Origin of the sequence: Photorhabdus heterorhabditis (assembly GCF_001280945.1) — a bacterium.
Taxonomy (GTDB): domain Bacteria; phylum Pseudomonadota; class Gammaproteobacteria; order Enterobacterales; family Enterobacteriaceae; genus Photorhabdus; species Photorhabdus heterorhabditis.
The window spans coordinates 60,395-85,781 of sequence record NZ_LJCS01000012.1 but is presented as its reverse complement, the minus strand read 5'-3'; the positions used below and the strand labels follow the sequence as shown (position 1 = coordinate 85,781).

Genomic DNA, 25,387 nt, shown 5'->3' with positions numbered 1-25,387 from the left:
TTGATTAACCTATTCATATTCTTACTTACCCTTTTTCAGAGATTAAATCCTGCCTTATTAACCGTTTTATCTATTCTTTTATTACATAATTTCATGGTTTTCTTCATAAAATGATAGCAAAAAATAATCTTAATATTATCCTTTACGGATAGTATTATTTTATAATTTCTTTTCAACTCTTTATTAATGATTAATCGCCTTCGATCAAATACAATTAACTGTTTTACTGAAAAACATAACCATTTGTATTAAATGATAATTTTATATAAACCTTTAATATCCCCGTACTTTCAGTTTTAAATGAACATGGTAGGTCAAACAAATTTAAAATAATCTGATGGTGGCATAGCAGATAAAGAAATTAAATATGAAAATGAGTCAGATGTTTTTAATTATTCTGTACATTTTAAAAATCAGCCATTAATACAGACCGATTTTTTAATTAAAAACTCACCTAATGAACGACTTTCATTGAGTAGCTTTTATAAAACTGATAGTTTTCCGTTTCCTGTACCGCATTTAATTTTTCCATTTTACTTAAATTAATATTTAGATTTACTTGCCATTCCTTTTCAGGTATTTTAATTTTAAAACCAGAAAGGGTAAAAGATAGGGTAATGGAATTCAAATTAACCCCCTTATTCTTTAATCATTTAATTATTATAAATAAAACTTTTTGTTATTTTCTCTCGGTTAATTTTCTTAATAAGGATAATCTTGTTAAAGGTTTTAATATCATTTTATCTCTTGTTATTGGGTTAACACGGTCATTTTGGTCACCGCATTAATCAACTTAATACTCATTTTTCCTGACGTTTTCTCTTCTAATATTAATCATTAATGAAACAATACTCCCATCCTTATCGCGATTTAACGGCATTTAATATAATAGATTCCCCATTATCAGAATTAAAAAACTGATCTCTGATCACATTTAATACTATCCATCTTTTCCTTAGAAAGGGGAATTCCGCCGACACAAGACGCGAATTTTGTTTGGGTGCATAACGACTTTTTGATCTTTTCTGCGTAAAGGGATCTTAGTTTTCTTTATGATTATGAAATAATACAGTTACTCACCAAGCAAAAGGAATTAACATGAACTTTTTCAATACCTCATCTCTGTTTGCATCTGTAACTGCTGCGCTTTTGCTAACTGGCTGCGCCACAAATGTGGGCAAAACTCCCGAAACAGCTCAGTACAGTAAATTCCATGGTATTTACTGGCATAAAAATCCCTCTTACTCAGTTGCGAAAAACGCATACTCACTTGCAGGTGTTGATGTGAATTTTTCAGAAACAGAAGTTAAGCCGGGAAGTGTGGATGAAGCAGGTATTTCAAAGTACCTAATAAACGGCACGATGGGCTATGTAACTGGTGGCCTTAAGGGACTGAGTATTATGACTCTTGCATCCCTGTACTCGAAAGACGAGGCAGAGCGCTTGGTCATGGAACACTTCGTTGTCTTTGTTCCTAACCCAGCGAATCTCCCATTTGATGACGCAAAATTGGTAAAAGACGGGGCGCGATACGCCTTTACCTTCGTAAAAGACAGTGGCGCTAAACGTGGTTTTGTACTGGATAAACAACTGAAAGCCATTGATGAATGCCAGATTAGCACGTCATTAATGGCGAAATTCGACAGTTGCGTATTGGCTTCAACGCCATCAAAGGATACTGCGTTTGGTGACCGGATATTTGATTATCAGGCAATTCGTCCCGCAATCGGACAGGAACTGTCCCAGCTTAATTTACCTAAAGGTAGCTATTCTCTCATCCGTTATACTCTGATCCCGACAACAATGGATGAAAGTTCTAAGGGCTTCAATGGCTTTATTTTGCGTCCTGATAACCCGAAAACTTCACCTCGCATGCCGAGTGTATCTATCAATGGACAAGATTATTATTTGTTCTCAGGTAAAACGGGGAATAAAGGATTTCCGGAAAAAACATTAGTGGGCACATGGTGATGTAAGAACGAGTAAAATAAGGTGCGCTTAACAAAGCGCACCTTAACTTCAGTTAATCAAAATACGAGCTATCTATTAAGCTCCGCATGCATTTCCTGTACAGAGGTGACTTGCTCTGTCGGATCTTCACTCAGTGCCATTGCGGTCGCAAACCCCCCATTCAATGTGGTGTCATAATGCACTTTATATTGCAATGCACTACGACGAATAAGTTTGGAATCCTCAATCGCCTGACGACCTGCAGTCGTGTTCACAATATAGGTATACTCACCATTTTTAATTCTATCCTGAATATGCGGGCGTCCTTCGTGAACTTTATTCACCAGACGAGGATTGATACCTGCTTCACCCAGAACAATCGCAGTACCGTGAGTCGCATCCAGTTCAAAACCCTGTTTCAACAATTTAGCGGCCAAATCCACAACCCGACCTTTATCACCTTCACGCACTGACAGAAGTGCTCTACCACTTTGCTGCATTCTGGAATTACACCCCAACAATGCTTTTGAGAAAGCTTCCGCAAAAGTACGACCAACACCCATGACTTCTCCGGTTGACCGCATTTCAGGGCCAAGAATTGGATCTACACCTGGGAATTTGTTGAAAGGCAATACAACTTCTTTCACTGAATAGTACGGCGGAATAATTTCCTCAGTTGCGCCCTGTTCAGCCAGAGACTGACCAACCATCACACGAGCAGCAACTTTCGCTAGTGGTAAACCTGTCGCTTTAGATACAAACGGTACAGTACGAGCAGCACGAGGGTTAACTTCAATCAGATAAACTTCGTCCTTCTTAACTGCAAACTGGACATTCATCAAGCCACAGACACCCAACTCAAACGCCAGTTTTTCTACCTGTTGACGCATGACATCCTGAATTTCCTGACTCAATGTATAGGCGGGCAGTGAGCAAGCTGAGTCACCAGAGTGAACACCGGCTTGCTCAATATGTTCCATAATGCCACCAATCAGCACACGCTCACCATCACAGATAGCGTCAACATCCACTTCCACAGCATCATCTAAGAAACGATCAAGCAGTACCGGAGCATCATTGGACACACTTACCGCAGTCTGGAAGTAACGGCGCAGGTCAGCTTCATCATATACGATTTCCATTGCACGGCCCCCCAGAACATAAGATGGGCGAACCACCAATGGGTAACCCAGAGCATTTCCCTTCTCGACGGCCCGTTCAATCGTCGTCACTGTGGCATTTTCAGGTTGTTTCAGACCAAGGCGATTTACTGCCTGTTGAAAACGTTCACGATCTTCAGCACGGTCAATCGCATCCGGGCTGGTACCAATAATTGGAACACCCGCTATCTCCAATTCACGAGCCAGTTTCAGCGGAGTCTGCCCACCATACTGGACAATCACGCCTTTTGGTTCTTCAACGCGCACAATTTCAAGCACATCTTCCAACGTCACGGGTTCAAAATAGAGACGATCTGAAGTATCGTAATCCGTTGAAACTGTTTCCGGGTTACAGTTCACCATGATGGTTTCATAACCATCTTCACGCAGTGCCAGTGATGCATGGACACAACAGTAGTCGAATTCGATCCCTTGTCCGATACGGTTAGGACCACCGCCCAATACCATTATTTTTGGCTTGTCGCTATTCGGATTAGCTTCACACTCATCTTCATAAGTGGAATACATGTATGCGGTATCGGTCGCAAATTCTGCCGCACAGGTATCAACGCGTTTGTAAACCGGATACAAATTATACTTATGGCGCAGTTTGCGGATCTCTTTTTCAGCCACACCAACCAATGTCGCCAGACGCGCATCAGCAAAACCTTTGCGTTTCAGATGACGCAAGAAGTCAGCGGTTAGACTGTTAATCCCCTGCTCTGCCACTTGCTCTTCCAACCGCACCAACTCTTCAATCTGCACCAAGAACCAGCGGTCGATGTCCGTCAAATTAAAAACACCATCAATGGACATGCCTGCACGGAAAGCATCAGCGATATACCAGATACGCTCACCACCAGCATCTTTCAATTCGCTGCGAATTTTGGTTAATGCTTCCGGGTCATCCAGATCGACTTTCGGGTCAAAGCCAGTTGCACCGACTTCTAAACCACGTAATGCTTTTTGCAGAGATTCCTGCTGAGTGCGGCCAATCGCCATCACTTCACCCACAGATTTCATTTGGGTTGTCAGACGATCATTAGAACCGGCAAATTTCTCGAAATTGAATCGAGGAATTTTGGTCACCACGTAGTCGATAGAAGGTTCAAAGGAAGCCGGCGTGCGCCCCCCCGTGATATCATTCATCAGCTCATCAAGGGTATAACCCACCGCCAGTTTAGCGGCGATTTTCGCAATCGGGAAACCGGTCGCTTTTGAAGCCAGCGCAGAAGAACGGGAAACGCGCGGGTTCATTTCGATAATAACCAAACGACCATTTTTCGGGTTTACCGCAAACTGAACGTTAGATCCCCCAGTTTCCACACCAATTTCACGCAGTACCGCCATCGAAGCGTTACGCATGATTTGGTATTCTTTATCTGTCAGCGTTTGCGCTGGCGCGACAGTAATGGAATCACCCGTGTGAATCCCCATAGCATCGAAGTTTTCAATAGAACAGACGATGATGCAGTTATCATTTTTATCCCGCACCACTTCCATTTCATATTCTTTCCAACCAATCAGAGATTCATCAATTAATAGCTCTTTAGTTGGCGAAAGATCTAGACCACGCTCACAAATTTCTTCAAATTCTTCGCGGTTATAGGCAATACCGCCACCACTTCCCCCCATAGTAAAGGAAGGACGGATAATACAAGGAAAACCGACTTCTTCGGCAACTGCCAGAGCTTCTTCCATTGAATGTGCGATACCAGAACGCGGCGTCTCCAAGCCAATCTTTTTCATTGCTATATCGAAACGACGACGATCTTCTGCTTTATCAATCGCATCTGCAGTAGCGCCAATCATAGTAACGCCAAACTCTTTCAGAACGCCTTGGTATTCCAGCTCCAACGCACAGTTCAGCGCTGTTTGTCCGCCCATTGTTGGCAGGATCGCATCAGGGCGCTCTTTTTCAATGATTTTACGTACCACTTCCCAGTGAATTGGCTCGATATAAGTAGCATCCGCCATTTCCGGATCAGTCATAATCGTGGCAGGATTTGAGTTCACCAGAATGACACGATAACCTTCTTCCCGTAACGCTTTACAAGCCTGTGCACCTGAATAGTCGAACTCACAAGCTTGGCCGATAACAATTGGGCCAGCACCCAAGATCAGGATGCTTTCAATATCCGTACGTTTTGCCATTTTATTTGCTCCTGATTACTTGGCGTTATGACGACGATTTTGCTGGCAATACTGTTCAATCAGTTTGATAAAGTGATCAAACAATGGTGCCGTTTCATGTGGTCCAGGGCTGGCTTCTGGATGCCCCTGAAAACTGAATGCAGGTTTATCTGTTCGATGAATTCCTTGCAAAGTGCCATCAAACAGAGATTTATGGGTAACCCGCAGATTTGTCGGCAATGATTTTTCATCTACAGCAAAACCGTGGTTCTGTGCAGTAATCATCACAACATTACGATCAAGATCTTTTACCGGATGGTTGCCACCGTGATGACCAAATTTCATTTTCATTGTTTCAGCACCACTGGCCAGTGCTAGTAGTTGGTGTCCAAGGCAAATACCAAAGATCGGAATATCTGTCTCAAGGAGAGTTTTGACCGCTTCAATTGCGTAGCTACAAGGTGCCGGGTCACCCGGTCCATTGGACAGGAAAATACCATCTGGATTAAGTTTCAGTACCTCTTCAGCTGGTGTTTGAGCGGGAACAACGGTCAGACGGCAGCCACGATCCACCAGCATCCGCAAAATATTGCGTTTTGCGCCAAAGTCATAAGCAACAACATGATAAGGCAGCTCCTGTTCCTGCTTCTCCTCTGGTAATCCGTCTGCCAGAGTCCAACTTCCCTGTAACCACGGGTAAGCCTGTTCAGTTGTCACTTCTTTTGCCAAATCCATTCCTTGCAGTCCCGGAAATATTTTGGCCTTTTCCAACGCAACCTCAGCATCAATCTGCTTACCTGCTATAATACAACCATTCAGTGAACCTTTTTCTCTTAACAAACGAGTCAGTTTACGCGTGTCGATATCTGCTATCGCCACAATATTATGGCGTTTAAGGTAATCAGAAAGGGTTTCTTCACAGCGGAAGTTACTGGTTAACAATGGTAGATCACGAATCACCAGCCCTTGAGCCTGTACTTTTAGTGATTCTTTATCAACTGAGTTAACACCGACATTACCAATGTGGGGATAAGTAAGAGTGACAATTTGGTGGGAATAGGAAGGGTCTGTGAGAATTTCTTGATATCCGGTCATTGAGGTATTGAAAACCACTTCCCCCACTGCCGCCCCTTCTGCACCTATGGCGCGACCATGGAATTGGGTTCCGTCTTCCAGAACCAATATAGCTGACTTAATCAAAACACCCTCCAAAGAATAATTATTCGCAATTAGCGCATATTAATTCAGATTTACTCCTCAAAATCAATGCCAAAGCTGCTTTTTAAGCAAAATTTTGGCAAATTGCGCGCATTCTAATGATGAGAGGGGTGGTTGTCTACAAAAAATGTTACTTTTCTTATTTTTTTGCACACTTCACTAGAAAAACTAATAAAATAAGACTAAAAATAGAAGTAAAGTTAGTTGATAAAACGGTTACTACCATAGAAGATTTAATTTTCAAATAAAAATTTGTAAATCATCATAAAAAGGAGAAAAAAGAAGAAAACAAAGGGTAAAAACAAGGCATAAGTGAATAAAATAAACAAAAAATCAATACAATCAAACAAAACAACAAAAAATCGCATAATTTAAAAATTAATCATGCGATATCAAATAGTTAAAAAATAGTATTTTTAAAGTGAATCGAGATTTAAAACATCCTTCATATCAAAAAGACCATTATTTTTACCATTTAGCCACAATGCTGCCTTTACTGCTCCATTTGCAAACGTCGTCCTACTCGAAGCCTTGTGAGTTATCTCTACTCTCTCACCAATATCTGCAAACATAGCGGTATGTTCACCAACCATATCTCCAGCACGGATAGTAGAAAAACCGATACTTTTCGGATCACGCTCACCAGTATAACCTTCACGGGCATATACAGCACATTCTTTGAGATCGCGCCCTAAAGCATGGGCAATAGATTCTCCCATCGCCAACGCGGTGCCTGATGGTGCATCTACTTTGTGACGGTGATGAGCTTCGATAATTTCGATATCAGTATATTCACCCATCACTTTCGCCGCTTTTTCCAATAGCTTAAGCACCAGATTTACACCAACACTGAAATTTGCTGCAAATACAATCGGGATATCAGCCGAAGCATCTTTAATCGTCTGCTTAGCTTCGTCATCAAAGCCCGTTGTACCAATAACTATCGCTTTACCATGCTGACGACAGATTTCAAGGTGTGCAAGGGTTCCTTCCGGGCGAGTAAAATCAATAAGAACATCAAAATTATCAACAACATTTTTCAGGTCATCACACACAGTAACACCTGTATGACCAATACCCACCAATTCTCCAGCATCCGCACCAATCAAAGAAGAACCAGAACGTTCCAGAGCTACACCAAGAACTACCCCACTCAACTGATGGACAGCCTGAATTAACTGACGTCCCATACGTCCACCAGCGCCAACAATAGCAACACGAATATCTGTATCAGTCATAATCCCTCACTATGAATAGCCTTTTTCCTGATTTAACACAGGCGCTCAATCAGATGAATGAATGTATTAAGTAAAATGTTTACACGCGGCCTTACTCTTATCTGTCGCCAGATGACTTAACTAATCTCTTTAACTTCGACACGCAGCTCTTTCGGCACTTCAAAAACAATATTTTCTTCCCTGCCATGTAATTCCTCAACCGAATCAGCGCCAAGATTTTTCAGGCGATCAATCACTTGCTGAACTAAGATATCCGGCGCGGAAGCACCAGCTGTCACGCCAATCGTAGAAATGCCAGTAATCCATTCTTCTTTTATATCATCAGCAGAATCTATCAAGTAAGCTGGCTTACCCACCCGCTGAGCTAACTCAGCAAGACGATTAGAGTTAGAAGAATTCTTCGAACCTACAACCAAGACAACATCTGCATCAGATGCCAGATCCCGTACTGCTTCCTGACGGTTAGTCGTCGCATAGCAGATATCATCTTTCCGAGGACCCACGATGTTTGGGAATCGTTCATTAAGTGCATCAATCACTTCTGATGTATCATCAACAGATAATGTTGTTTGCGTCATAAAACACAAGTTATCTTCATCTTTGACTTTCAGATTCCATACATCATCAGGAGACTCAACCAGATACATTCCACCTTCAACATTATTGTACTGGCCCATTGTTCCTTCAACTTCTGGATGCCCAGCGTGACCAATCAGAATAGCTTCTTTACCTTTCCGGCTTGCTCTGGCCACTTCCATATGGACTTTCGTCACTAGAGGACAAGTCGCATCGAACAACATTGTCAGATTACGGGAACGCGCTTCAGCACGAATAGCTTGTGAAACTCCATGAGCAGAAAAAATCAGAATTGCATCATCGGGCACTTCTGAAATTTCTTCGATAAAGATAGCCCCCCGCTCGCGCAGGTTATCTACAACATAACGATTATGAACAACCTCATGGCGAACATAAATCGGCGCGCCATATAATTCCAGAGCGCGTTCTACAATACTGATGGCACGGTCAACACCGGCACAAAAGCCTCGGGGATTAGCCAGCAATATCTGCATGGTTTTCCTCCAACTGTGGGTCAATCTCCAGCACTTCAATTTCAAAAGTGATGTTCTGATCTGCCAGCGGATGATTAAAATCAACAGTAACAGATTCTTCTGCCACTTCTTTCACTATGCCTGGCATTTCACTGCCATTCATTGCCGTAAATAACATTATAGTTCCAATTTCAGGAATACCTGTTTCGGCAAAATCACGCGGAGTAAAATATTGGATCAGATCAGGATTTGGTTTACCAAATACAGCTTCACCAGCCAGAGTGAATGTATGTTTATCACCCTCTTTTAGCCCGGTAAGCTGCTGTTCCAAAGACGAAGAAAGCGTTCCATTGCCCAAGCGGAACAATGCAGGTTTGCCCTGATTGTGGGTGGAATCAGCCATAGAGCCATCTTGCAGCTTTAAAGTGAAATGCAGTAAAACCGTACTGTGCTCTTGTACCTGCTTTGACATATTATTCAGAACCTATTATTTGTCATTCTTTGCCATAAAAAGCGAATTTAGCTAGTGCTTTAGAAAAAGCACTAGCTTTTACATTTGAATGCAGCCTAAAACGAATCACCCTTACGCACTATAATGCGCGACTTAGTTTCCGCACACTGCTTAAATCCAAATTATCTACTAAAATAGGCTGTTATCCTGCATTGACCTTTTTTTCATCTTGGCCGAAAAAGCTATCAATAATAACTAATGCAGCCCCGATACATATCGCTATATCAGCAACATTAAAGGTTGGCCAGTGCCAGTCGCCGACATAAAAATCGATAAAATCGATGACAAAACCATGAACCAACCGGTCAAACAGATTACCCAATGCTCCACCAATAATTAGGGCATAAGCGATATTACTCAGTTTCTTCTTCGCACTGGAACGATACATCATTACCGTTAACACAACTGAAATACCAACAGCAATTAATGCAAAGAACCAACGCTGCCAGCCGTCCTTATCTGCGAGGAAACTGAAAGCTGCCCCCAAGTTCTGGGCATAAGTTAGATTAAAATAAGGTATCAGTGGAACGGATTCAAACAGATGAAAATGCTTAAGCACTAACTGTTTACTACTCAGATCCAAAACCAATACCACAACAACTAACCAAAGCCAGCGAAGGCCAGTGGAGCAAATGGGTCTATTCATCAGGCAAACTTACGCTCTTCACCGTTACCGGCAACATTAGTTACACAGCGGCCACAAAGTTCTGCGTGCTCCGCCACCAATCCCACATCTTTAGCGTAATGCCAGCAACGAGGACATTTTTCACCATCCGCTTTACGGAAAGCAATTTTCAGGCTATCGATTTCGCTTTGCTGTGCATCTTCACTAGCTTGCTCATAACCAGCAACAGATGCCTGAGAGGTCAACAGAACGAAACGTAATTCATCCCCCAAACTGTTCAGTTTGTCCGCCAATTCGTTGTTTGCATACAGAGTCACCGCGGCTTCCAATGAGCTACGGATATGTTTGTCTGCACGGGCCTGCTCCAATACTTTATTAACTTCACCGCGAACCGCCAGTAGATCAGCCCAGAAAGTATCATTCATTTGTTCGCCTGCGGCCAGACCAAACAAGCCGTCATACCACTCTTCTGTAAATACATACTGAGCGCGTTTGCCAGGCAGCTCATTCCAAACTTCATCCGCTGTGAAGGAGAGGATAGGCGCCATCCAGCGAACCAGTGCTTCTGCAATATGATACAAAGCCGTTTGGCAACTGCGACGAGCTAAGCTATCGCTTTTAGCTGTGTATTGACGGTCTTTAATAATATCAAGATAGAATGATCCCATTTCCACGGAACAGAATTGCATCAAACGCTGAACAACCGTGTGGAAATCATATTCCTCATAGCATTTAGCAATGTCTGCCTGAGCCGTCTGAGCACGACCTACAGCCCAGCGATCCAGCACAGCCATCTCTTCTGGCTTAACCATATGCTGTTCAGGATCAAAGCCATTCAAATTTGCCAGCAGGAAACGCGCCGTGTTACGAATACGTCGATATGCATCAGCAGAACGTTTGAGGATTTCATCAGATACCGCGATTTCACCCGTGTAATCGGTAGAGGCAACCCATAAACGTAGAATATCCGCCCCTAATTTATCCATCACATCCTGCGGACTGACTGTATTACCGATAGACTTAGACATCTTACGGCCCTGACCATCCACCGTGAAGCCATGTGTCAATACCTGGCGATAAGGCGCGTTGCCTTTCATGGCAGTCGAGATCATCAGAGAAGACATAAACCAGCCACGGTGCTGATCTGAACCTTCAAGATAAATATCCGCCGAGTTACCCTGGAATTCAGAACGGGCGTCAACAACAGACGAATGAGTTGATCCTGAATCGAACCATACATCCAGCGTATCAAAAATTTTGACATAATTAGCGGCGTCATCACCCAACAGTTCTGCGGGGTCCAGATCCCACCACGCCTGAATGCCATCAACTTCAACACGTTTTGCAACTTCTTCCATCAGCTCGATAGTACGCGGATGAAGCTGTTCTGTCTCTTTATGGACAAACAGGGACATAGGCGTGCCCCAAGTACGCTGACGCGAAATACACCAGTCAGGGCGGTTTTCAACCATGGCTTCAATACGGGCTTGACCCCAGCCAGGAATCCACTGGACCCCTTTGATCTCGTTCAGAGATTGTTTGCGCAGACCATTTTGATCCATGCTGACAAACCACTGCGGCGTGGCACGAAAAATGATAGGTGTCTTGTGACGCCAGCAGCAAGGATAACTGTGCTGTAATTTTTCCAAATGCAACAGTGCATTGTTTTCACGCAGGATATTCAAAACAACATCATTTGCCTTAAAGACAAACATGCCATCTAAAGAAGGATAAGTCCCAGGCAGATAGCAACCATTCGGCCCAACCGGGTTTGCTACTTCCAAACCATATTTCTGACCAAGGACGAAGTCGTCTGGACCATGGCCTGGTGCAGTGTGAACAGCACCGGTACCCGCATCCAATGTAACGTGATCGCCCAAAACAACAGGTGAATCAAAGCCCATAAATGGATGTTTGAAGCGTAACAGTTCCAGCGCAGAACCTGCACAATGACCGAGCACTATCCACGACGTAATCCCGGCACGCTTCATCACACTTTCGACCAAATCAGCAGCCAGAATCAGACACTCATCTTCAATCTGTACTAATTGATAGTCAAATTCAGCATGCAGAGCAATTGCCCGGTTAGCCGGCAATGTCCATGGTGTGGTTGTCCAGATAACCAGAGATACTGGCTGACTCAATGCCTGCACACCAAATTTCTCGCAGACAGCGGCCACATCAACGGCGTTAAAGCGCACATCAATAGACGGAGAAGTTTTGTCGTAATACTCAACTTCTGCTTCAGCCAGTGAAGAACCACACTCAGTACACCAATGAACCGGCTTAGCTCCTTTCAACAGGTGACCATTGGCAATAACACGGCTTAACGCACGAATGATATCGGCTTCGGTCTTAAAGTCCATCGTCAGATATGGACGTTCCCAGTCACCTAATACGCCCAGACGGATAAAATCTTTCTTCTGACCTTCGATCTGCTCTTTGGCATATTTACGGCACTCGGCACGGAATTCAGCGGCGGAAAATTTTTCCCCGGGCTTACCAATAATCTGCTCAACCTTAAGCTCAATAGGTAAACCGTGGCAATCCCAACCGGGAATATATGGGGAGTCATATCCTCCCATCCCTTTGGATTTAATAATAATATCTTTGAGAATTTTATTTACTGAGTGACCAATATGAATACTACCATTCGCATATGGAGGGCCATCATGCAGAATAAATGTTTTTTTACCGGCTTTTGCTTTACGAATTAGCTGATACAACTCATCTTTGTACCAACGCTTTAGCATATCTGGTTCGCGCTTTGCTAAATCTCCGCGCATTGGAAACCCTGTTTCTGGCAAATTCAGGGTATTTTTATAGTCACTCATTCGATTCTCAATTCCAATTTTCCGCTAGATACATGACACAGGTAGCTGTTTGAGAAATTCCCTCGCAGCAACCAAATCATTTGCAATTTGCTGCTTGAGTGCATCAAGAGAAGCAAACCGCTGCTCGTTACGCAGTTTTTTGCGTAACACCACATCAATATGATGCCCATACAGATCCATTTGGGTATCAATCAGATGTACTTCAAGTTGTTGACCCTGACCAGAGACTGTTGGACGTGTACCAATATTAGCAACACCCGGTAAAGGCTTATCTCCCAAACCATAGACTTCAACGACATAAACACCTTGTACGGGAGCTACTAAACGTTTTAATGGTAAATTAGCAGTTGGGAAACCAATCGTGCTCCCCAGCCGTTTACCATGAACGACCCGGCCACAAATGCTGTATGGATGTCCCAATAATGTTTCAGCTAATACCAAATCATCATTTTGCAGTGCCTGACGGATAGCCGTACTGCTGATCCGTAAGCCGCTATCACAAAAACTTTCGCTGTTAGTCACTTCAAAATCATATTTCTCACTCGCCTGCTGTAAAAAGGCAAAGTCACCACTGCGAGATTGGCCAAAACGAAAGTCATCTCCTACAGCCAGGAACTTAACACCCAATTTTTCCACGAGCAACCGTGAAACAAAGGCTTCTGGCATATTTGCTGCAAAACGTCTATCAAATTTCACACATAATAAATAATCCACTCCACACTGGGCGAGATATTTGGCTTTATCCCTCAATCTCGTCAGACGCGCTGGAGCATTACCCTTGGCAAAAACTTCTAGGGGTTGTGGCTCAAAAATCATGACCATTACCGGTAATCCCAGACGCTGCCCTTCGCGTTTTAAGTGCTTCAATAGTGCTTGGTGGCCTCTATGGACACCATCAAAATTACCAATCGTCAGCACGCAACCATGGTGACGCGCCCGGATATTACGTATACCGCGAATTAGCTCCATAGCTGGCTCAATACCCTGGAAATGACCAAATTATACCTTGTACAAAGCTCAAGGTTAACCCGCCATCATAAGATGGTTTAAATTAATCACCATGATTCATACAACAAAAACGGGCAAGAATCCCGTAAAATATTCATTTTATTTCTTATCTGGACTATTCAATGAGATTTTTATTGTGAAAGACTGTATTCCAGCTAAGTAAGCTGATAAAATCCTGCGCCATCACAACGAAACAAGTGCCGCAGTACAACGGCGCTTATTTGCACAAATCCATTGACAAAAGAAGACCGAACAGGCATATTCCTCGGCCTTTAATTGTCCTCGATAGAATATATTTGGGAGTTGGACCTTGGCTAATATCAAATCAGCTAAGAAACGCGCTATACAGTCTGAGAAACGTCGTCAGCACAATGCTAGCCGCCGTTCTATGGTGCGTACCTTCATCAAGAAGGTAGATGCTGCTATCGCTACTGGTGATAAAGAAGCTGCACAGAAAGCATTCAATGACATGCAACCTATTGTCGATCGTCACGCTTGTAAAGGTCTGATCCACAAAAATAAAGCAGCACGTCATAAATCTAATCTGACAGCTCGAATCAACGCAATGCAATAATTTGCGTTTATTTGAAGCGCTAAAAAACCGGCCTTTGCCGGTTTTTTCGTATTTGCAATCATCTATACCCAATAGATTTCAATTTGCAGCGCGGCGGTAAGCGAAAGCAGCCAACAAAGCAGCCACTTGAAATATGAAGGATATAATCAGTTATTCTTTAAGTGCGCTTCTTAGGTGGCACATTAAACAAAGCAGAAAAATCTTTATTACATACCCTTTGAACAGCCGGATGTTGAATCATGCGTTCAGCAAAAATCACATAATACTCTTCCTGTACTGCATCCAACCGACCAATTTCAGCAATGTCATTGTCAGCAAAAATATCATTGGTATACAAAGACGGCGCAACGAAAATCGCATTATGGTACATACCAAACGCCTTCATTAATGCGGCATCATCAAACTCCCCTAAAACTTCAACCTGAAGATTTTTATTCCGAATCCAAGTCAACAATTTACGCCCCAACATAGAGCGACGTCCAGGAACCAGCAAACGGCGTTCTTCCAAACATTCAGGAAAAGGCTTTTCCGGGATCGGCTGCCGACAGAAGAAGCTAATGCTACATTCACCCAGTTTTACTGAGAACAATCCTTCCTGCTGGGAAGAATCCACCGGGCAATCAGACAATATCATATCGAGTTTGTGCTGGCTAAGTTGTTCAAGTAACAATTCATGAGTTGATTCAAAACAACGTAAATGAATCTGCTCATGTTCCACAACCGCAGTTTTTAATACCTGGCTAACCAAACGTTTAGACAGTGCATCCGCAACACCAACATCAAATAAAAGGTTAGATTCACGGCTGTAGTTAACAATATCTAACATCTCCTGACTCAGCATAAACATCTTATCTGCATAGCGGAAGATAAGTTGTCCCAGTTCTGATGGCACCAATCCCCTGCCCTGACGTTTGAACAGCTTCCCGCCTAATCGCTCCTCCAGTGCCTTTACCTGTCCTGTGATTGTCTGAGGTGTTAGATAAAGGGCTTCTGCCGCCCCAACCACAGAGCCTTCCTTGCAAACATGCCAGAAATAATAGAGATGATTAAAATTCAGATGTGACACCCGCATACGTTTTTCCTTATGTATCGCTTTCGTCTGGTAGACAACGCCAGCCATACATTACTAATTCACCGTCTCCCGGCGATTTTCTGTTTTTTCACTACATAAAAATCCGCGATACAATTTTAGTTATTGTACCGCGAGTACAAAAATGATGAGTCAGTTCGGAATTTTCTCTAAAAACGTAGAACTTCATTCGGTTAAATTAATGAATTTATCACCACTCTGCCATCACTTTTTCTTTGGTAAGACCATCCGTAATAAGCCATACCCCATCATAGCCGCTATTGTTGAACCCATCAGAATCCCCAAGCGGGAATAGGTACTGAAAGATTTATCTGCGTCTTCGAAAGCCAATCCTGAAATGAAGATAGACATCGTAAAACCAATGCCACAAAGAACGGAAACAGCAAATATCTGTTTAAGATTAATCTCTTGTGGCAGCTTAGCAAATCCTATCTTGATGGAAATATAGCTGAAAAGAAAAATTCCCAATGGCTTACCAAGAAACAAAGCTATGGCAATACCCAACGGTAACATATCGATTAAACCATCCAGAGTCACTCCACTGAGGATAACTCCTGCATTAGTAAATGCAAATAACGGCAAAATAAGATACGCCACCCAAGGATGCAATCCATGCTCAAGTGATTCAGATGGTGAATGACCATTCTGACAGCGCAAAGGAATAAGAAAACCAACGATGACTCCGGCCAAAGTTGCATGAATACCGGATTTCAGGATGCAGACCCAAAGGATCAAGCCAATAACCAGATAAGCCGATGTTTTTTCAACACCACGCCAATTCATCCACATCAGCACAGCCATCATCACAGCTGACAATCCAAGTGCCACTAGGGAAACCGTTTTGGTGTAAAACAGAGCGATGATCACGATAACACCCAGATCATCAATAATCGCTAATGCCAGTAGGAAAACCTTGAGTTCAGTTGGTACTCGCTTAGACAGCAGCGCCATTACACCAAGAGCAAAAGCAATATCTGTTGCAGCAGGAATAGCCCATCCTTGACGGTTAAACTCATCACTACCATTAAATAATAGATATATCAGTGCCGGAGCGACCATACCACCAATAGCAGCTATGACTGGAAATACAGCTTTATCACGTCCAGCTAAAGAACCTTCCAATAGTTCACGCTTAACTTCTAGACCAACAATTAAAAAGAAAACGGCCATTAAGCCATCATTAACCCACAATAATAAGGGCTTATTGATCTCCAGTGCAGAGAATTGTATAACCACTGGAATATTAAGAAATTGCTGATAAATACCTTGTAATGGCGAGTTTGCCATTATCAACGCAATAATGGCAGCAATGATAAGAAGAAGCCCTCCAGCCGCTTCTAACTTCAGGAATTGACGAATAATTGCTGTCAAGATGATTAGCCTCTGAAATTGATCGGGCTATGGATAGTACCTTAAGTATAATTTCGAAAAAAATCGATTTTATAGCCAAAATGATTCGTTAAAATCGATCTATTGATGATCTACATCTCAATAAAGTGGATTATCAATCAGAGGAAATCGTTAAATGGGGAAACCCTATTTATCTTACATTAGCACCAATTTCCCTCATCTTAGCCAAAATGCGGTTTAAATCATCTTCTGATAATGTTAACTGTGTCGCTATATAAAATAGAATGTGTGGAGAAATAACACGAGGCATTTTCCCACCCGTGTATTTTCTCCATTGATTATTACCGGAAACTCCTGCCAAGTCAGCCATTTGTTCTCCTGTAAAGCCTAATTCCTTTTTAAGCTTAATGAGATCTTCAGTAGTAGGAGGAGAATAATTACCAATCAGTCGCATAGATATTCCAGAAAAACCCCCTTCCGGGGCCAATTAATTAAATGAATTTGAGCAATAGAGTTGTAATGGTAGCTACTGCTCCAATAAGGCTAGAAGCAACAACAATCGGGTACCACATAGCTTCACGATTTATCTTTGCCGTTTCCGCCATTAATTTTGTATTTCAGCGTGGATTTTTTCGAGTTCAGCAGTAGTCATTTCAGTAGTGCTCAGCGTTCTCCCTTTTTAGGGATGCCAGGCTGCGGCCATTCCGCTATCTTTATATATTGCGCAATGAAAATTAGCCCTTTTAGAGCTGATTGTCAATGTAAATTGTTTAATTTCCCACCTTGCAATATTAGTATTCAACATAAACTCATGTTGTGAGAAATATATTTTTTCTTCAAATTTTACACACTTAAATAAATTCTAATAATTCGATAGACAAAACAAGACAATAATAACAAGATAATAGTGTAAATAATTAATAGATATTGAAATTGATTAGACAGCAATTTCTCAATCCCCAAAAACATTATGAATATAAATTAACAACCAACAAATCATCTTTACATCCAATAACTCTTTTTTTCTTTTTAGGCGTTATTGAGTGGTATTCTTCGCTATTCGTCACAATAATTGGCGATATAATCTGGATTTTATTCTCTTGAAAAAACCCCAGATCAAAATTAACTAATACATCACCAACCCTCACTCTCTGTCCCTCTATCACTTGCAAATTAAAACCTATTCCTTGCAAACCTACGGTTTCAATACCAATATGAATTAATAATTCAATCCCCTGATCGGAGATTAAACCAACAGCATGTCCAGTTGGCGTAATCATTGAAACCTTGCCATTAAAAGGCGCTTTAACCACCCCTTCTGTAGGAATAATAGCAACACCATCACCAATAATTTTTTCAGAAAAAATGTCATCAGGTACACTTGAAAGAGGTTCAATTTTACCGGTCATCGGAGAAAGTAATGTGATTTTCTTTGTCTTTGAAAAACGAGGCTTTATTAATACCATAGAATCAACATTAGATTCTAATTTCATGAGTAATGTAAGTATAAATGCGACTAAGAAACTACTGAAAATGGCAAACAAAATAAAAAGTAAGTTGTTACTATCTTTTTGCACATAAAAAGGTAATGACACCAATCCTGGTAGACTAAAAGCAAATATTTTTATAGAAAGAATACCTACAATAGCGCCACCAACCGCCCCACCAATTAAGGCAGCATAAAAAGGTTTTTTTAATTTAAGAGTAACACCATACATCGCTGGCTCGGTGATACCTAAAAACGCAGAGAATGAGGATGAATAAGCTAATGATTTCATCTGTCTATCTTTAATTTTAACTGCAACCGCCAATGTAGCACCGGCTTGAGCAATATTACTGACGAAACTGATTGGTAATAACATAAAATCGTATCCGAGAGATTTAAAGTTAGCAAAAACACTCGGCAAAAAAGCATAATGCATCCCCGTAATCACCAGCACAGGTATAATTCCCCCCAGAAATAATCCGGTAAGGGGGCCAATTACAGAAAATAACATTACGAACACCTGTTCAATATACAAACCAATTGTATTTCCCAATGGGGCAACAATAACCAATATAATTGGTACAGAAATCAATAACACCAATAAGGGTGTCAGTACCATTTTTAATACTACAGGAATAAATCTATCTACCCATCGATGAATATAACTAAGCAACCAAACACCTAAAATAATTGGAATAACAGTATAGCCATAATGAATAATCGGAATAGAAATACCAAACACATCAAAATATTCTCCACTAGAGGTACTGACAAGGTTAGATAATGTTGGATAAATTAAAATACACGCTAATGTTGCAGCAATAAACTCATTAGTTTTAAATTTTCTTGCTGCCGAAAAAGCCACAAGAATAGGTAGGAAATACAAAGGAGCATCAAAAATAACATATAATAATTTATACTCATTACTTTCTTCTGAAATCCAACCCATCGTATTGAAAAAAATCAACCCACCTTTAAGTAAACCAGATCCTACGATTGCCGGTAATATTGGAACAAATATACCTGAAATTATATCAAGAATGTGGCTAATGACATTACTTTTTGACTCATCACAATTTCCCGAAGTTTCTTTTAATTGCTTAATTATTTCATTAAATATTTCAATAACTCTATTACCAATAATTATTTGCAACTGTCCGCTGTGAAAGCGCGCCCCCATAACCCCTTGCATTTTCTTTATAGAAGTAATCTCTACCTTACTATCATCTATAATATTAAAACGCAATCGAGTAACACAATGCCAACTCTTACTTATATTTCCTCCTCCTCCAAGAAATACAATAATGTCTCTCGCAAACTCTTCATAATTCATTTTAATCACCACCTATAATTTATTATCAAAAAAATCAAATAAATACAAATACATTAATCTCAGTCATTGCTTAAGTTAATACCTGTCTACACATCCACTTAATGATGCACTTATCATGAATCTTTTGCCTTATAACTATCATTGACCACCCGCTCTATATGAATAACCAAATAAATCAACTCATCATCAGGAACCTTCCATTGATATTTTTCCCTCAAATATCTAATTAGCTTCACCGCACAATTGTAACTTTTGAAGTATTTTTCTTCTATCAATTCTTGCAATGAAAAATCCATTTCAATAGCAGACGAGAGATCATTTTTATTTTGTCTGATTAAGAAATAGCGCAGATGAGTAATAAAACGAGAATAATTTACTGATGTTGGATCAAGATTAACATGAAAATAATAGTGAATAAGTTTAACAGTTTTATTAATTAAGTTCGTTAATTTTAATGTATCCCCCATAGTTTGCCCTTCATATTGAGCATTAACAAAATGCAAGGCAATCAATGAAGCTTCTATCGGCGGTAACGGTTGTTCAATCTGGTTATTAATATGGATAAGTGCCTGTTTACCTACTTCATACTCCAACGGGTAAAGATGCGGGATCTCCCATTGTAAGACATTACCAATCTGGTATCCTTTATTTACACGCTCAAAGGCAAAACTTAAATGTTCTGATAACGTAATGAGTAATGAATCGTTAATCGGTTTGGCAAGAAAATTTTTCCCTAATGTGATAATTTGTTCTGTTAACTCTATAACTGAAACAGGGATAGTAGAAAGGATCTGACTTATCTTATAGTGCTTTTCAACAGTAAAAACTTTTGCAACATCTTGAACATGCAACCTATCCCCTTTTTTCCTATTAAATCCGATACCCTTATCCATGAGAATCATTTCGCTATTATTCTCATCAATAGCAAGGACCACATTATTATTTATGAGTTTTATTATAGTTAACAAAAGATATACCTTACAGGATAAACCATTATCTGCACTAACCTATACCCGTTATCTTTCAAGTTGCCTCTTTGTTGGCTGCACTCACTCACCCCGGTCACAGAGTTATCTATTCTCCCTTGCCGTCGCGATACATCTTGAAATCCATTGGGTATATAGAATAGGCAAAATACATCCGTGACTTGGTTGTGCCTGATCGAGTCAGTGACACTCCTGTACACTATATTCATATAGATATTTCATCCCTCAGGCTAAGACATAATTTTTATAAAGTCAATGACACTGCAATATTCTCAATTTATCTACTGTATTTATGATAAGAATCACATTTTCGCTAAAATTAATCCTAATAACTTGCAAGAATCATAAAGAGTAACTAGTTTCTAAATATTGATTAATAGGCTTGTTACCGACTTGGTTGCGACCAATGTCGGGCAAAACCTAATCCATCATCTACGATATATCCCTATCCTAGGGCTATTGAAGATCATGGGTTAGGTTTTTTTTTGACTTTAATTCGGCCTTTCGCTGTTTTCAACTTAAAAAAGGGGAAATCTAATGAAGTACGAAAGTCTGTCTGATGAGATAGTCTGCGCAATAGGGGGGAAAGAGAATATATCGAGCCTTGTCCATTGTGCTACACGTTTACGGTTTAAACTTAAAAATAGAAACTTAGCCAATAGTGAATTACTCAAACGAACTACAGGAATTATTACCGTCGTAGAGAGCGGTGGTCAATACCAAGTGGTTATTGGCAGCCATGTAGGAGATGTTTACGATAATATCAATAATAAATATTTACAAGGTAACGCAGAAAATCCCGAGGTTAAACAAAGTGTAACGTCACAGCAAGAGATAAAAAAAGATAATTCAAAAGGCTTAAAACGTATTCTTAATGTAGCAATTGATATTATTTCCAGTATTTTCACACCACTATTAGGCGTACTAGTCGCTGCCGGATTGATTAAAGGAATACTCGCTTTATCTAGCGTATTTAACTGGATGGACCCAGAAGGTGGCACCTATAAAATTTTATTCGCTACTGGCGATGCAATGCTTTATTTCATGCCTATTCTATTAGGGTATACCGCAGGTAAACGGTTCGGTGGCAACCCTTTTATTACCATGGTTATTGGGGCAGCCTTAACCTATCCAACAATGACTGAAGCATTTAAACTGTCGCAAACGACCTCCGCTGTTCCTTTAGATTTCTTAGGCATTCCGATTACTTTCATTAATTACAGCTCAACAGTTATTCCCATTATTTTATCAGCATGGTTTAGTTGTTTTCTGGAAAAAAAACTTAATAGCTGGTTTCCTTCTTCTTTCAAAGCACTCATTACCCCTTTCCTGTGCCTATTGATTACTGTTCCGTTGACCTTCCTGATAATTGGCCCTATAGCAACGGCACTTAGTGATGGTTTGGCAACAGGATATCTCTTTTTCTATCAACTAAACCCCGTCATTGCAGGTATTTTAATGGGAGCTGTATGGCAAGTTTGCGTTATTTTCGGGCTACATTGGGGATTAATTCCTATAATTATCAATAATATGATGACACAAGGAAAAGATATGCTCTCCCCACTGCTCCAACCAGCAATATTTGGCCAGGCGGGAGCAACATTGGGCGTCTTGTTACGTACACGCGATAAGAAAATGAAAGCGCTATCAGGCACTGCTCTGATATCAAACCTCTTTGGTATTACCGAACCCGCAATCTATGGTGTAACACTGCCGCTAAAACGCCCATTTATCATTGGTTGTATTGGTGGGGCACTTGGAGGCGGTATTATCGGTTTCTATTCGGGAACAGCACACATCTTTGGCGGTATGGGCGTCTTTGCATTTACCTCATTTATTTCTCCTACCGGGGAATTAGACAGCGCTTTCTGGAGCATAATATTGGGTTCGCTGGGTTCATTCATCTTCTCCTGTATTGCAACATATTTATTCGGTGTACCGTCAGAGACTAAGGGATCACAAATAATATCCCGCACAACAAATTAATTTAAACGTTGAAAGAAATAATCACATTAAGACGATATCTCGCAGGTTTAACAAATCATTAAAGAGGAAAACCATGAAAAAACAATTTCCAGAAAACTTCCTTTGGGGAGGCGCATTAGCAGCAAATCAGGTCGAAGGAGCCTATCAAATAGGTGGAAAAGGGCTATCAACCTCAGATCTGCAACCCCATGGAGTCATTGGCAGCAATATAGAGCGCAATACGGATGATTTTAATATCAAGGATATCGGCATTGATTTTTATCATCGTTATCCTGACGATATTGCCCTGTTTGCTGAAATGGGATTTAAATGCCTGAGAACGTCTATCGCCTGGACACGTATATTTCCTGAAGGAGATGAAGAAATACCGAATGAAAATGGTCTAGCTTTTTATGATCGCCTTTTTGATGAAATGAGAAAATATCATATTCAACCATTAATTACCCTCTCTCATTTTGAAATGCCTTATGGCTTAGTAAAAAAATATGGTGGTTGGGGAAATCGTAAAACAATTAAATTCTTTGAACATTATGCCAGAACTGTTTTTGAACGTTACAAATATAAAGTAAAATACTGGCTGACATTCAATGAAATTAACATGTCTCTCTTTTCCTGCTTTACCGGTACAGGGTTGCCGGAAGGCAGTAAAATTCAGGATATTTATCAAGCCCTGCATTATCAGTTAGTTGCCAGTGCCAAAGCCGTTAAAGCCTGCCACGAAATTATTCCAGATGCAAAAATTGGTAATATGGTGGCAGCAACATCTTACTACCCATTAACCTGTCATCCCGATGATGTATTAGAATCATTGAAAAAGAATAGAGAATCACTGTTCTTTTTTGATGTTCAAGCTCGTGGATATTATCCATCTTATATGACACGCCTATTTAAAGAGCAAAATATTACACTTGATATAACCGATGAAGATAAACAAGCACTAAAAGAAACTGTTGATTTCCTCTCTCTCAGTTACTACATGAGCTGTTGTGCAACTACAGATCCAAATATTGTTAAATCCTCAGGTAATATGATTAATCCGGTGAAAAACCCTCATCTAGCCAGTTCAGAGTGGGGATGGCAAATAGATCCTCAAGGACTCCGTTATCTTCTCAATACATTATATGACCGTTACCAGATGCCACTATTTATTGTAGAAAATGGTCTGGGAGCAAGAGATGTTATTCAAGATGATGGCTCTATTATTGATGATTATCGTATTCAATATCTCAACGATCATTTATTCCAAGTACGAGAAGCCATTGAAGATGGTGTCCAGATCTTGGGGTATACCTCATGGGGGCCAATAGATTTAGTCAGTGCCTCTACAGCCGAAATGTCAAAACGATACGGATTTATTTATGTCGATCGTGATGATCAAGGCAATGGAACACTGGAGCGTCGGCGTAAGAAAAGTTTTAACTGGTATAAAGATATTATAAGCAGTCACGGAAATATTCTTAAAGCACCGGGAGCAAAAAATGAAAATAGCCAATAAATTTGTTTTATCAACGCTGCCACTTATATTGCTGTATAGCAATATAAATGTGGCGGCAGAAAGTAACTGTAGCTCATATGATCCCCTTTTACCGAGAGGGCCGGAAACACCTTCGGTCGCATCTGCATGTGATACTGTATTTCCCGAATGGGGCGGTCTCAGAAAAGAAATGGCAGATCGAGGCTTTTATGCAAATTTTCAAATGCTAACAAACTTAACCTATGACCTTTCAAGAAACTGGAAAAATACACCTAATCCTAATTATGTAGGTCAACGTTTAACCACCGGTAATTTTGTTTCTACAGAACTGACCTATGATTTATCACGGATTGGTTTCAGTGATAAGGCGCAACTGCGTGTAGGTCTAAACTACGCCTATAATAACTTTAAAAATAATGGTCAAGATGGGCACCCTTTTATCTCCGCTTTCTCTATTAACCAGCCCTTGTTCAATGATAGGGTGATATTGAATTACGGCTATACAACATTGCTTTCTCATTTCTATGGCTTATTTTTAGGTAGCAGTACCGCATCATCGGCTTTGGGGCCAACCAGCGTAATGTTGTCCCAAGCTGGCTTGCCCAGTACAAAACCCAGCCCATCAATAGATATTCGATTTTTATCGAAAAATAAACGCTGGTATGACCACATTGGAGTTGCCAGAAGTCAAAGCTCGGAAGGTTTAAAAGCAGATTCAAAATACAATACTTACGGTCTGCGCTGGAAAGTTCCTAGTGCGGGTACATTGATCATTAATGAATTAGGTTATCGTGTTAATGCCGATGAAACGGAAAGTATGATCTGGATTCGTGGCGGCTCGGTGTTTAATAAAACGCCTTATTTTAACTATAACAACTCAAAATATGAAGATTATACCTATTCTCATTATATAGCGGCTACCCGCCAGATAACCAAGCCGGATGCATCGATGCCTTTCCGTGGCTGGTATATTGACGGTAAAGCCAATTACGCACCAAAGGATCGTAACTTGTTTAACGCCGATGTTTCATTATCACTGTTTAGCATTGGACTACTCAATTCACGCCCAAACGATATGCTTACTCTTGGTTTGTCATACAATAAGTTCAGTGATGATGCGAAAGATTACTTTGCCCGCAATGGTCAAGTTGCTGAAAGTTATAGTGCAACCGCTTCCGCGTCATATTCATATCGTGTTTCCAACGGAATCTATTGGACGAACAGCTTATCGTATACCCACCATCCATCAGTAACACCGAAAGAGGACGATGCTTATAATTTGCTCACACAAATTACCTTTAGCTTATGATCTTCAACCAAGGCAAAAAGTCCTCGTATGAAAACGAGGACTTTAGTCAACAATCTGAACTACATCAGAAATG

Annotated in this window: 19 protein-coding genes; 5 read left to right on the top strand and 14 right to left on the bottom strand. The window is 40.8% G+C overall.

The features are described 5' to 3' along the window. Nucleotides 1-454: 454 nt before the first annotated feature. Nucleotides 455-628, bottom strand: a complete 174-nt coding sequence (locus AM629_RS23925; protein WP_161804218.1) for a hypothetical protein — start codon at nt 626-628, stop codon at nt 455-457. A gap of 470 nt (nt 629-1,098) precedes the next feature. On the opposite strand from AM629_RS23925, the gene AM629_RS06860 reads away from it, so the two are divergent. Continuing rightward, a complete protein-coding gene (locus tag AM629_RS06860; protein WP_054477392.1) occupies nt 1,099-1,971 on the top strand; it encodes a hypothetical protein in 873 nt (290 codons plus the stop codon). A 68-nt stretch (nt 1,972-2,039) separates the two neighbouring features. Here the strand turns inward: AM629_RS06860 and carB are convergent, their stop codons facing one another. From carB to ribF, 8 genes are all read right to left on the bottom strand, one after another. Beyond that, nucleotides 2,040-5,264: a carbamoyl-phosphate synthase large subunit gene (gene carB, locus AM629_RS06855; protein ID WP_054477391.1), complete on the bottom strand. Its 3,225-nt coding sequence runs from the start codon at nt 5,262-5,264 to the stop codon at nt 2,040-2,042. Between the two features lie 15 nt (nt 5,265-5,279). Further along, nucleotides 5,280-6,443, bottom strand: a complete 1,164-nt coding sequence (gene carA, locus AM629_RS06850; protein WP_054477389.1) for a glutamine-hydrolyzing carbamoyl-phosphate synthase small subunit — start codon at nt 6,441-6,443, stop codon at nt 5,280-5,282. A gap of 434 nt (nt 6,444-6,877) precedes the next feature. Beyond that, nucleotides 6,878-7,699 (bottom strand): 4-hydroxy-tetrahydrodipicolinate reductase, encoded by an 822-nt coding sequence (dapB, locus tag AM629_RS06845; protein WP_054477387.1) that lies wholly within the window; start codon nt 7,697-7,699, stop codon nt 6,878-6,880. Nucleotides 7,700-7,815: 116 nt separating this feature from the next. Next, nucleotides 7,816-8,769 (bottom strand): 4-hydroxy-3-methylbut-2-enyl diphosphate reductase, encoded by a 954-nt coding sequence (gene ispH / locus AM629_RS06840; RefSeq protein WP_054477383.1) that lies wholly within the window; start codon nt 8,767-8,769, stop codon nt 7,816-7,818. Next, nucleotides 8,750-9,220 carry an FKBP-type peptidyl-prolyl cis-trans isomerase gene (gene fkpB / locus AM629_RS06835; RefSeq protein WP_054477382.1) on the bottom strand — a complete coding sequence of 157 codons (471 nt, stop codon included), beginning with the start codon at nt 9,218-9,220 and terminating at the stop codon, nt 8,750-8,752. The genes ispH and fkpB overlap by 20 nt, the downstream gene beginning before the upstream one ends. A gap of 181 nt (nt 9,221-9,401) precedes the next feature. Then, nucleotides 9,402-9,905, bottom strand: a complete 504-nt coding sequence (lspA, locus tag AM629_RS06830; RefSeq protein WP_054477381.1) for a signal peptidase II — start codon at nt 9,903-9,905, stop codon at nt 9,402-9,404. Beyond that, nucleotides 9,905-12,718, bottom strand: a complete 2,814-nt coding sequence (gene ileS, locus AM629_RS06825) for an isoleucine--tRNA ligase (protein ID WP_054477380.1) — start codon at nt 12,716-12,718, stop codon at nt 9,905-9,907. The genes lspA and ileS overlap by 1 nt, the downstream gene beginning before the upstream one ends. A gap of 24 nt (nt 12,719-12,742) precedes the next feature. After that, nucleotides 12,743-13,687 carry a bifunctional riboflavin kinase/FAD synthetase gene (gene ribF, locus AM629_RS06820; protein WP_054477377.1) on the bottom strand — a complete coding sequence of 315 codons (945 nt, stop codon included), beginning with the start codon at nt 13,685-13,687 and terminating at the stop codon, nt 12,743-12,745. Nucleotides 13,688-14,036: 349 nt separating this feature from the next. Here ribF and rpsT point away from each other — a divergent pair, with 349 nt between their 5' ends. Continuing rightward, nucleotides 14,037-14,300 (top strand): 30S ribosomal protein S20, encoded by a 264-nt coding sequence (gene rpsT / locus AM629_RS06815; RefSeq protein ID WP_054477376.1) that lies wholly within the window; start codon nt 14,037-14,039, stop codon nt 14,298-14,300. Between the two features lie 157 nt (nt 14,301-14,457). Here rpsT and nhaR read toward each other — a convergent pair whose 3' ends face one another. The 5 genes from nhaR to AM629_RS06790 form a co-directional block, all read right to left on the bottom strand. Next, entirely contained in the window at nt 14,458-15,372 is a 915-nt protein-coding gene (gene nhaR, locus AM629_RS06810) for a transcriptional activator NhaR (RefSeq protein ID WP_054477374.1), read from the bottom strand. Nucleotides 15,373-15,594: 222 nt separating this feature from the next. After that, complete coding sequence (nhaA, locus tag AM629_RS06805) at nt 15,595-16,761, bottom strand: Na+/H+ antiporter NhaA (RefSeq protein WP_054477372.1); 1,167 nt, start codon at nt 16,759-16,761, stop codon at nt 15,595-15,597. Between the two features lie 169 nt (nt 16,762-16,930). Continuing rightward, nucleotides 16,931-17,194 (bottom strand): helix-turn-helix domain-containing protein, encoded by a 264-nt coding sequence (locus AM629_RS06800; protein ID WP_054477370.1) that lies wholly within the window; start codon nt 17,192-17,194, stop codon nt 16,931-16,933. Between the two features lie 514 nt (nt 17,195-17,708). Further along, nucleotides 17,709-19,559, bottom strand: coding sequence for a beta-glucoside-specific PTS transporter subunit IIABC (locus AM629_RS06795; RefSeq protein ID WP_054477368.1), 1,851 nt, complete (start codon nt 19,557-19,559; stop codon nt 17,709-17,711). Nucleotides 19,560-19,672: 113 nt separating this feature from the next. Beyond that, complete coding sequence (locus AM629_RS06790; RefSeq protein ID WP_054477366.1) at nt 19,673-20,527, bottom strand: PRD domain-containing protein; 855 nt, start codon at nt 20,525-20,527, stop codon at nt 19,673-19,675. Nucleotides 20,528-21,082: 555 nt separating this feature from the next. Between AM629_RS06790 and AM629_RS06785 the strand changes: the two genes are divergently transcribed. The 3 genes from AM629_RS06785 to AM629_RS06775 all read left to right on the top strand — a co-directional run bounded on the left by AM629_RS06785 (nt 21,083) and on the right by AM629_RS06775 (nt 25,314). After that, nucleotides 21,083-22,531 (top strand): PTS transporter subunit EIIC, encoded by a 1,449-nt coding sequence (locus AM629_RS06785; protein WP_054477364.1) that lies wholly within the window; start codon nt 21,083-21,085, stop codon nt 22,529-22,531. 73 nt (nt 22,532-22,604) lie between these two features. Further along, nucleotides 22,605-24,026: a glycoside hydrolase family 1 protein gene (locus tag AM629_RS06780; protein WP_054477363.1), complete on the top strand. Its 1,422-nt coding sequence runs from the start codon at nt 22,605-22,607 to the stop codon at nt 24,024-24,026. Next, entirely contained in the window at nt 24,010-25,314 is a 1,305-nt protein-coding gene (locus AM629_RS06775) for a carbohydrate porin (RefSeq protein ID WP_083451889.1), read from the top strand. Before AM629_RS06780 ends, AM629_RS06775 begins: the two co-directional genes overlap by 17 nt. Nucleotides 25,315-25,387: the final 73 nt, after the last annotated feature.

Coding starts and splice junctions, on each gene's coding strand:
- ispH (WP_054477383.1), bottom strand. CDS start 8,769: ATGCAGATATTGCTGGCTAATCCCCGAGGCTTTTGTGCCGGTGTTGAC.
- AM629_RS06780 (WP_054477363.1), top strand. CDS start 22,605: ATGAAAAAACAATTTCCAGAAAACTTCCTTTGGGGAGGCGCATTAGCA.
- AM629_RS06775 (WP_083451889.1), top strand. CDS start 24,010: ATGAAAATAGCCAATAAATTTGTTTTATCAACGCTGCCACTTATATTG.
- dapB (WP_054477387.1), bottom strand. CDS start 7,699: ATGACTGATACAGATATTCGTGTTGCTATTGTTGGCGCTGGTGGACGT.
- fkpB (WP_054477382.1), bottom strand. CDS start 9,220: ATGTCAAAGCAGGTACAAGAGCACAGTACGGTTTTACTGCATTTCACT.
- AM629_RS06800 (WP_054477370.1), bottom strand. CDS start 17,194: ATGCGACTGATTGGTAATTATTCTCCTCCTACTACTGAAGATCTCATT.
- nhaR (WP_054477374.1), bottom strand. CDS start 15,372: ATGCGGGTGTCACATCTGAATTTTAATCATCTCTATTATTTCTGGCAT.
- AM629_RS06785 (WP_054477364.1), top strand. CDS start 21,083: ATGAAGTACGAAAGTCTGTCTGATGAGATAGTCTGCGCAATAGGGGGG.
- AM629_RS06795 (WP_054477368.1), bottom strand. CDS start 19,559: ATGAATTATGAAGAGTTTGCGAGAGACATTATTGTATTTCTTGGAGGA.
- carB (WP_054477391.1), bottom strand. CDS start 5,264: ATGGCAAAACGTACGGATATTGAAAGCATCCTGATCTTGGGTGCTGGC.
- ileS (WP_054477380.1), bottom strand. CDS start 12,718: ATGAGTGACTATAAAAATACCCTGAATTTGCCAGAAACAGGGTTTCCA.
- lspA (WP_054477381.1), bottom strand. CDS start 9,905: ATGAATAGACCCATTTGCTCCACTGGCCTTCGCTGGCTTTGGTTAGTT.
- AM629_RS06860 (WP_054477392.1), top strand. CDS start 1,099: ATGAACTTTTTCAATACCTCATCTCTGTTTGCATCTGTAACTGCTGCG.
- ribF (WP_054477377.1), bottom strand. CDS start 13,687: ATGGAGCTAATTCGCGGTATACGTAATATCCGGGCGCGTCACCATGGT.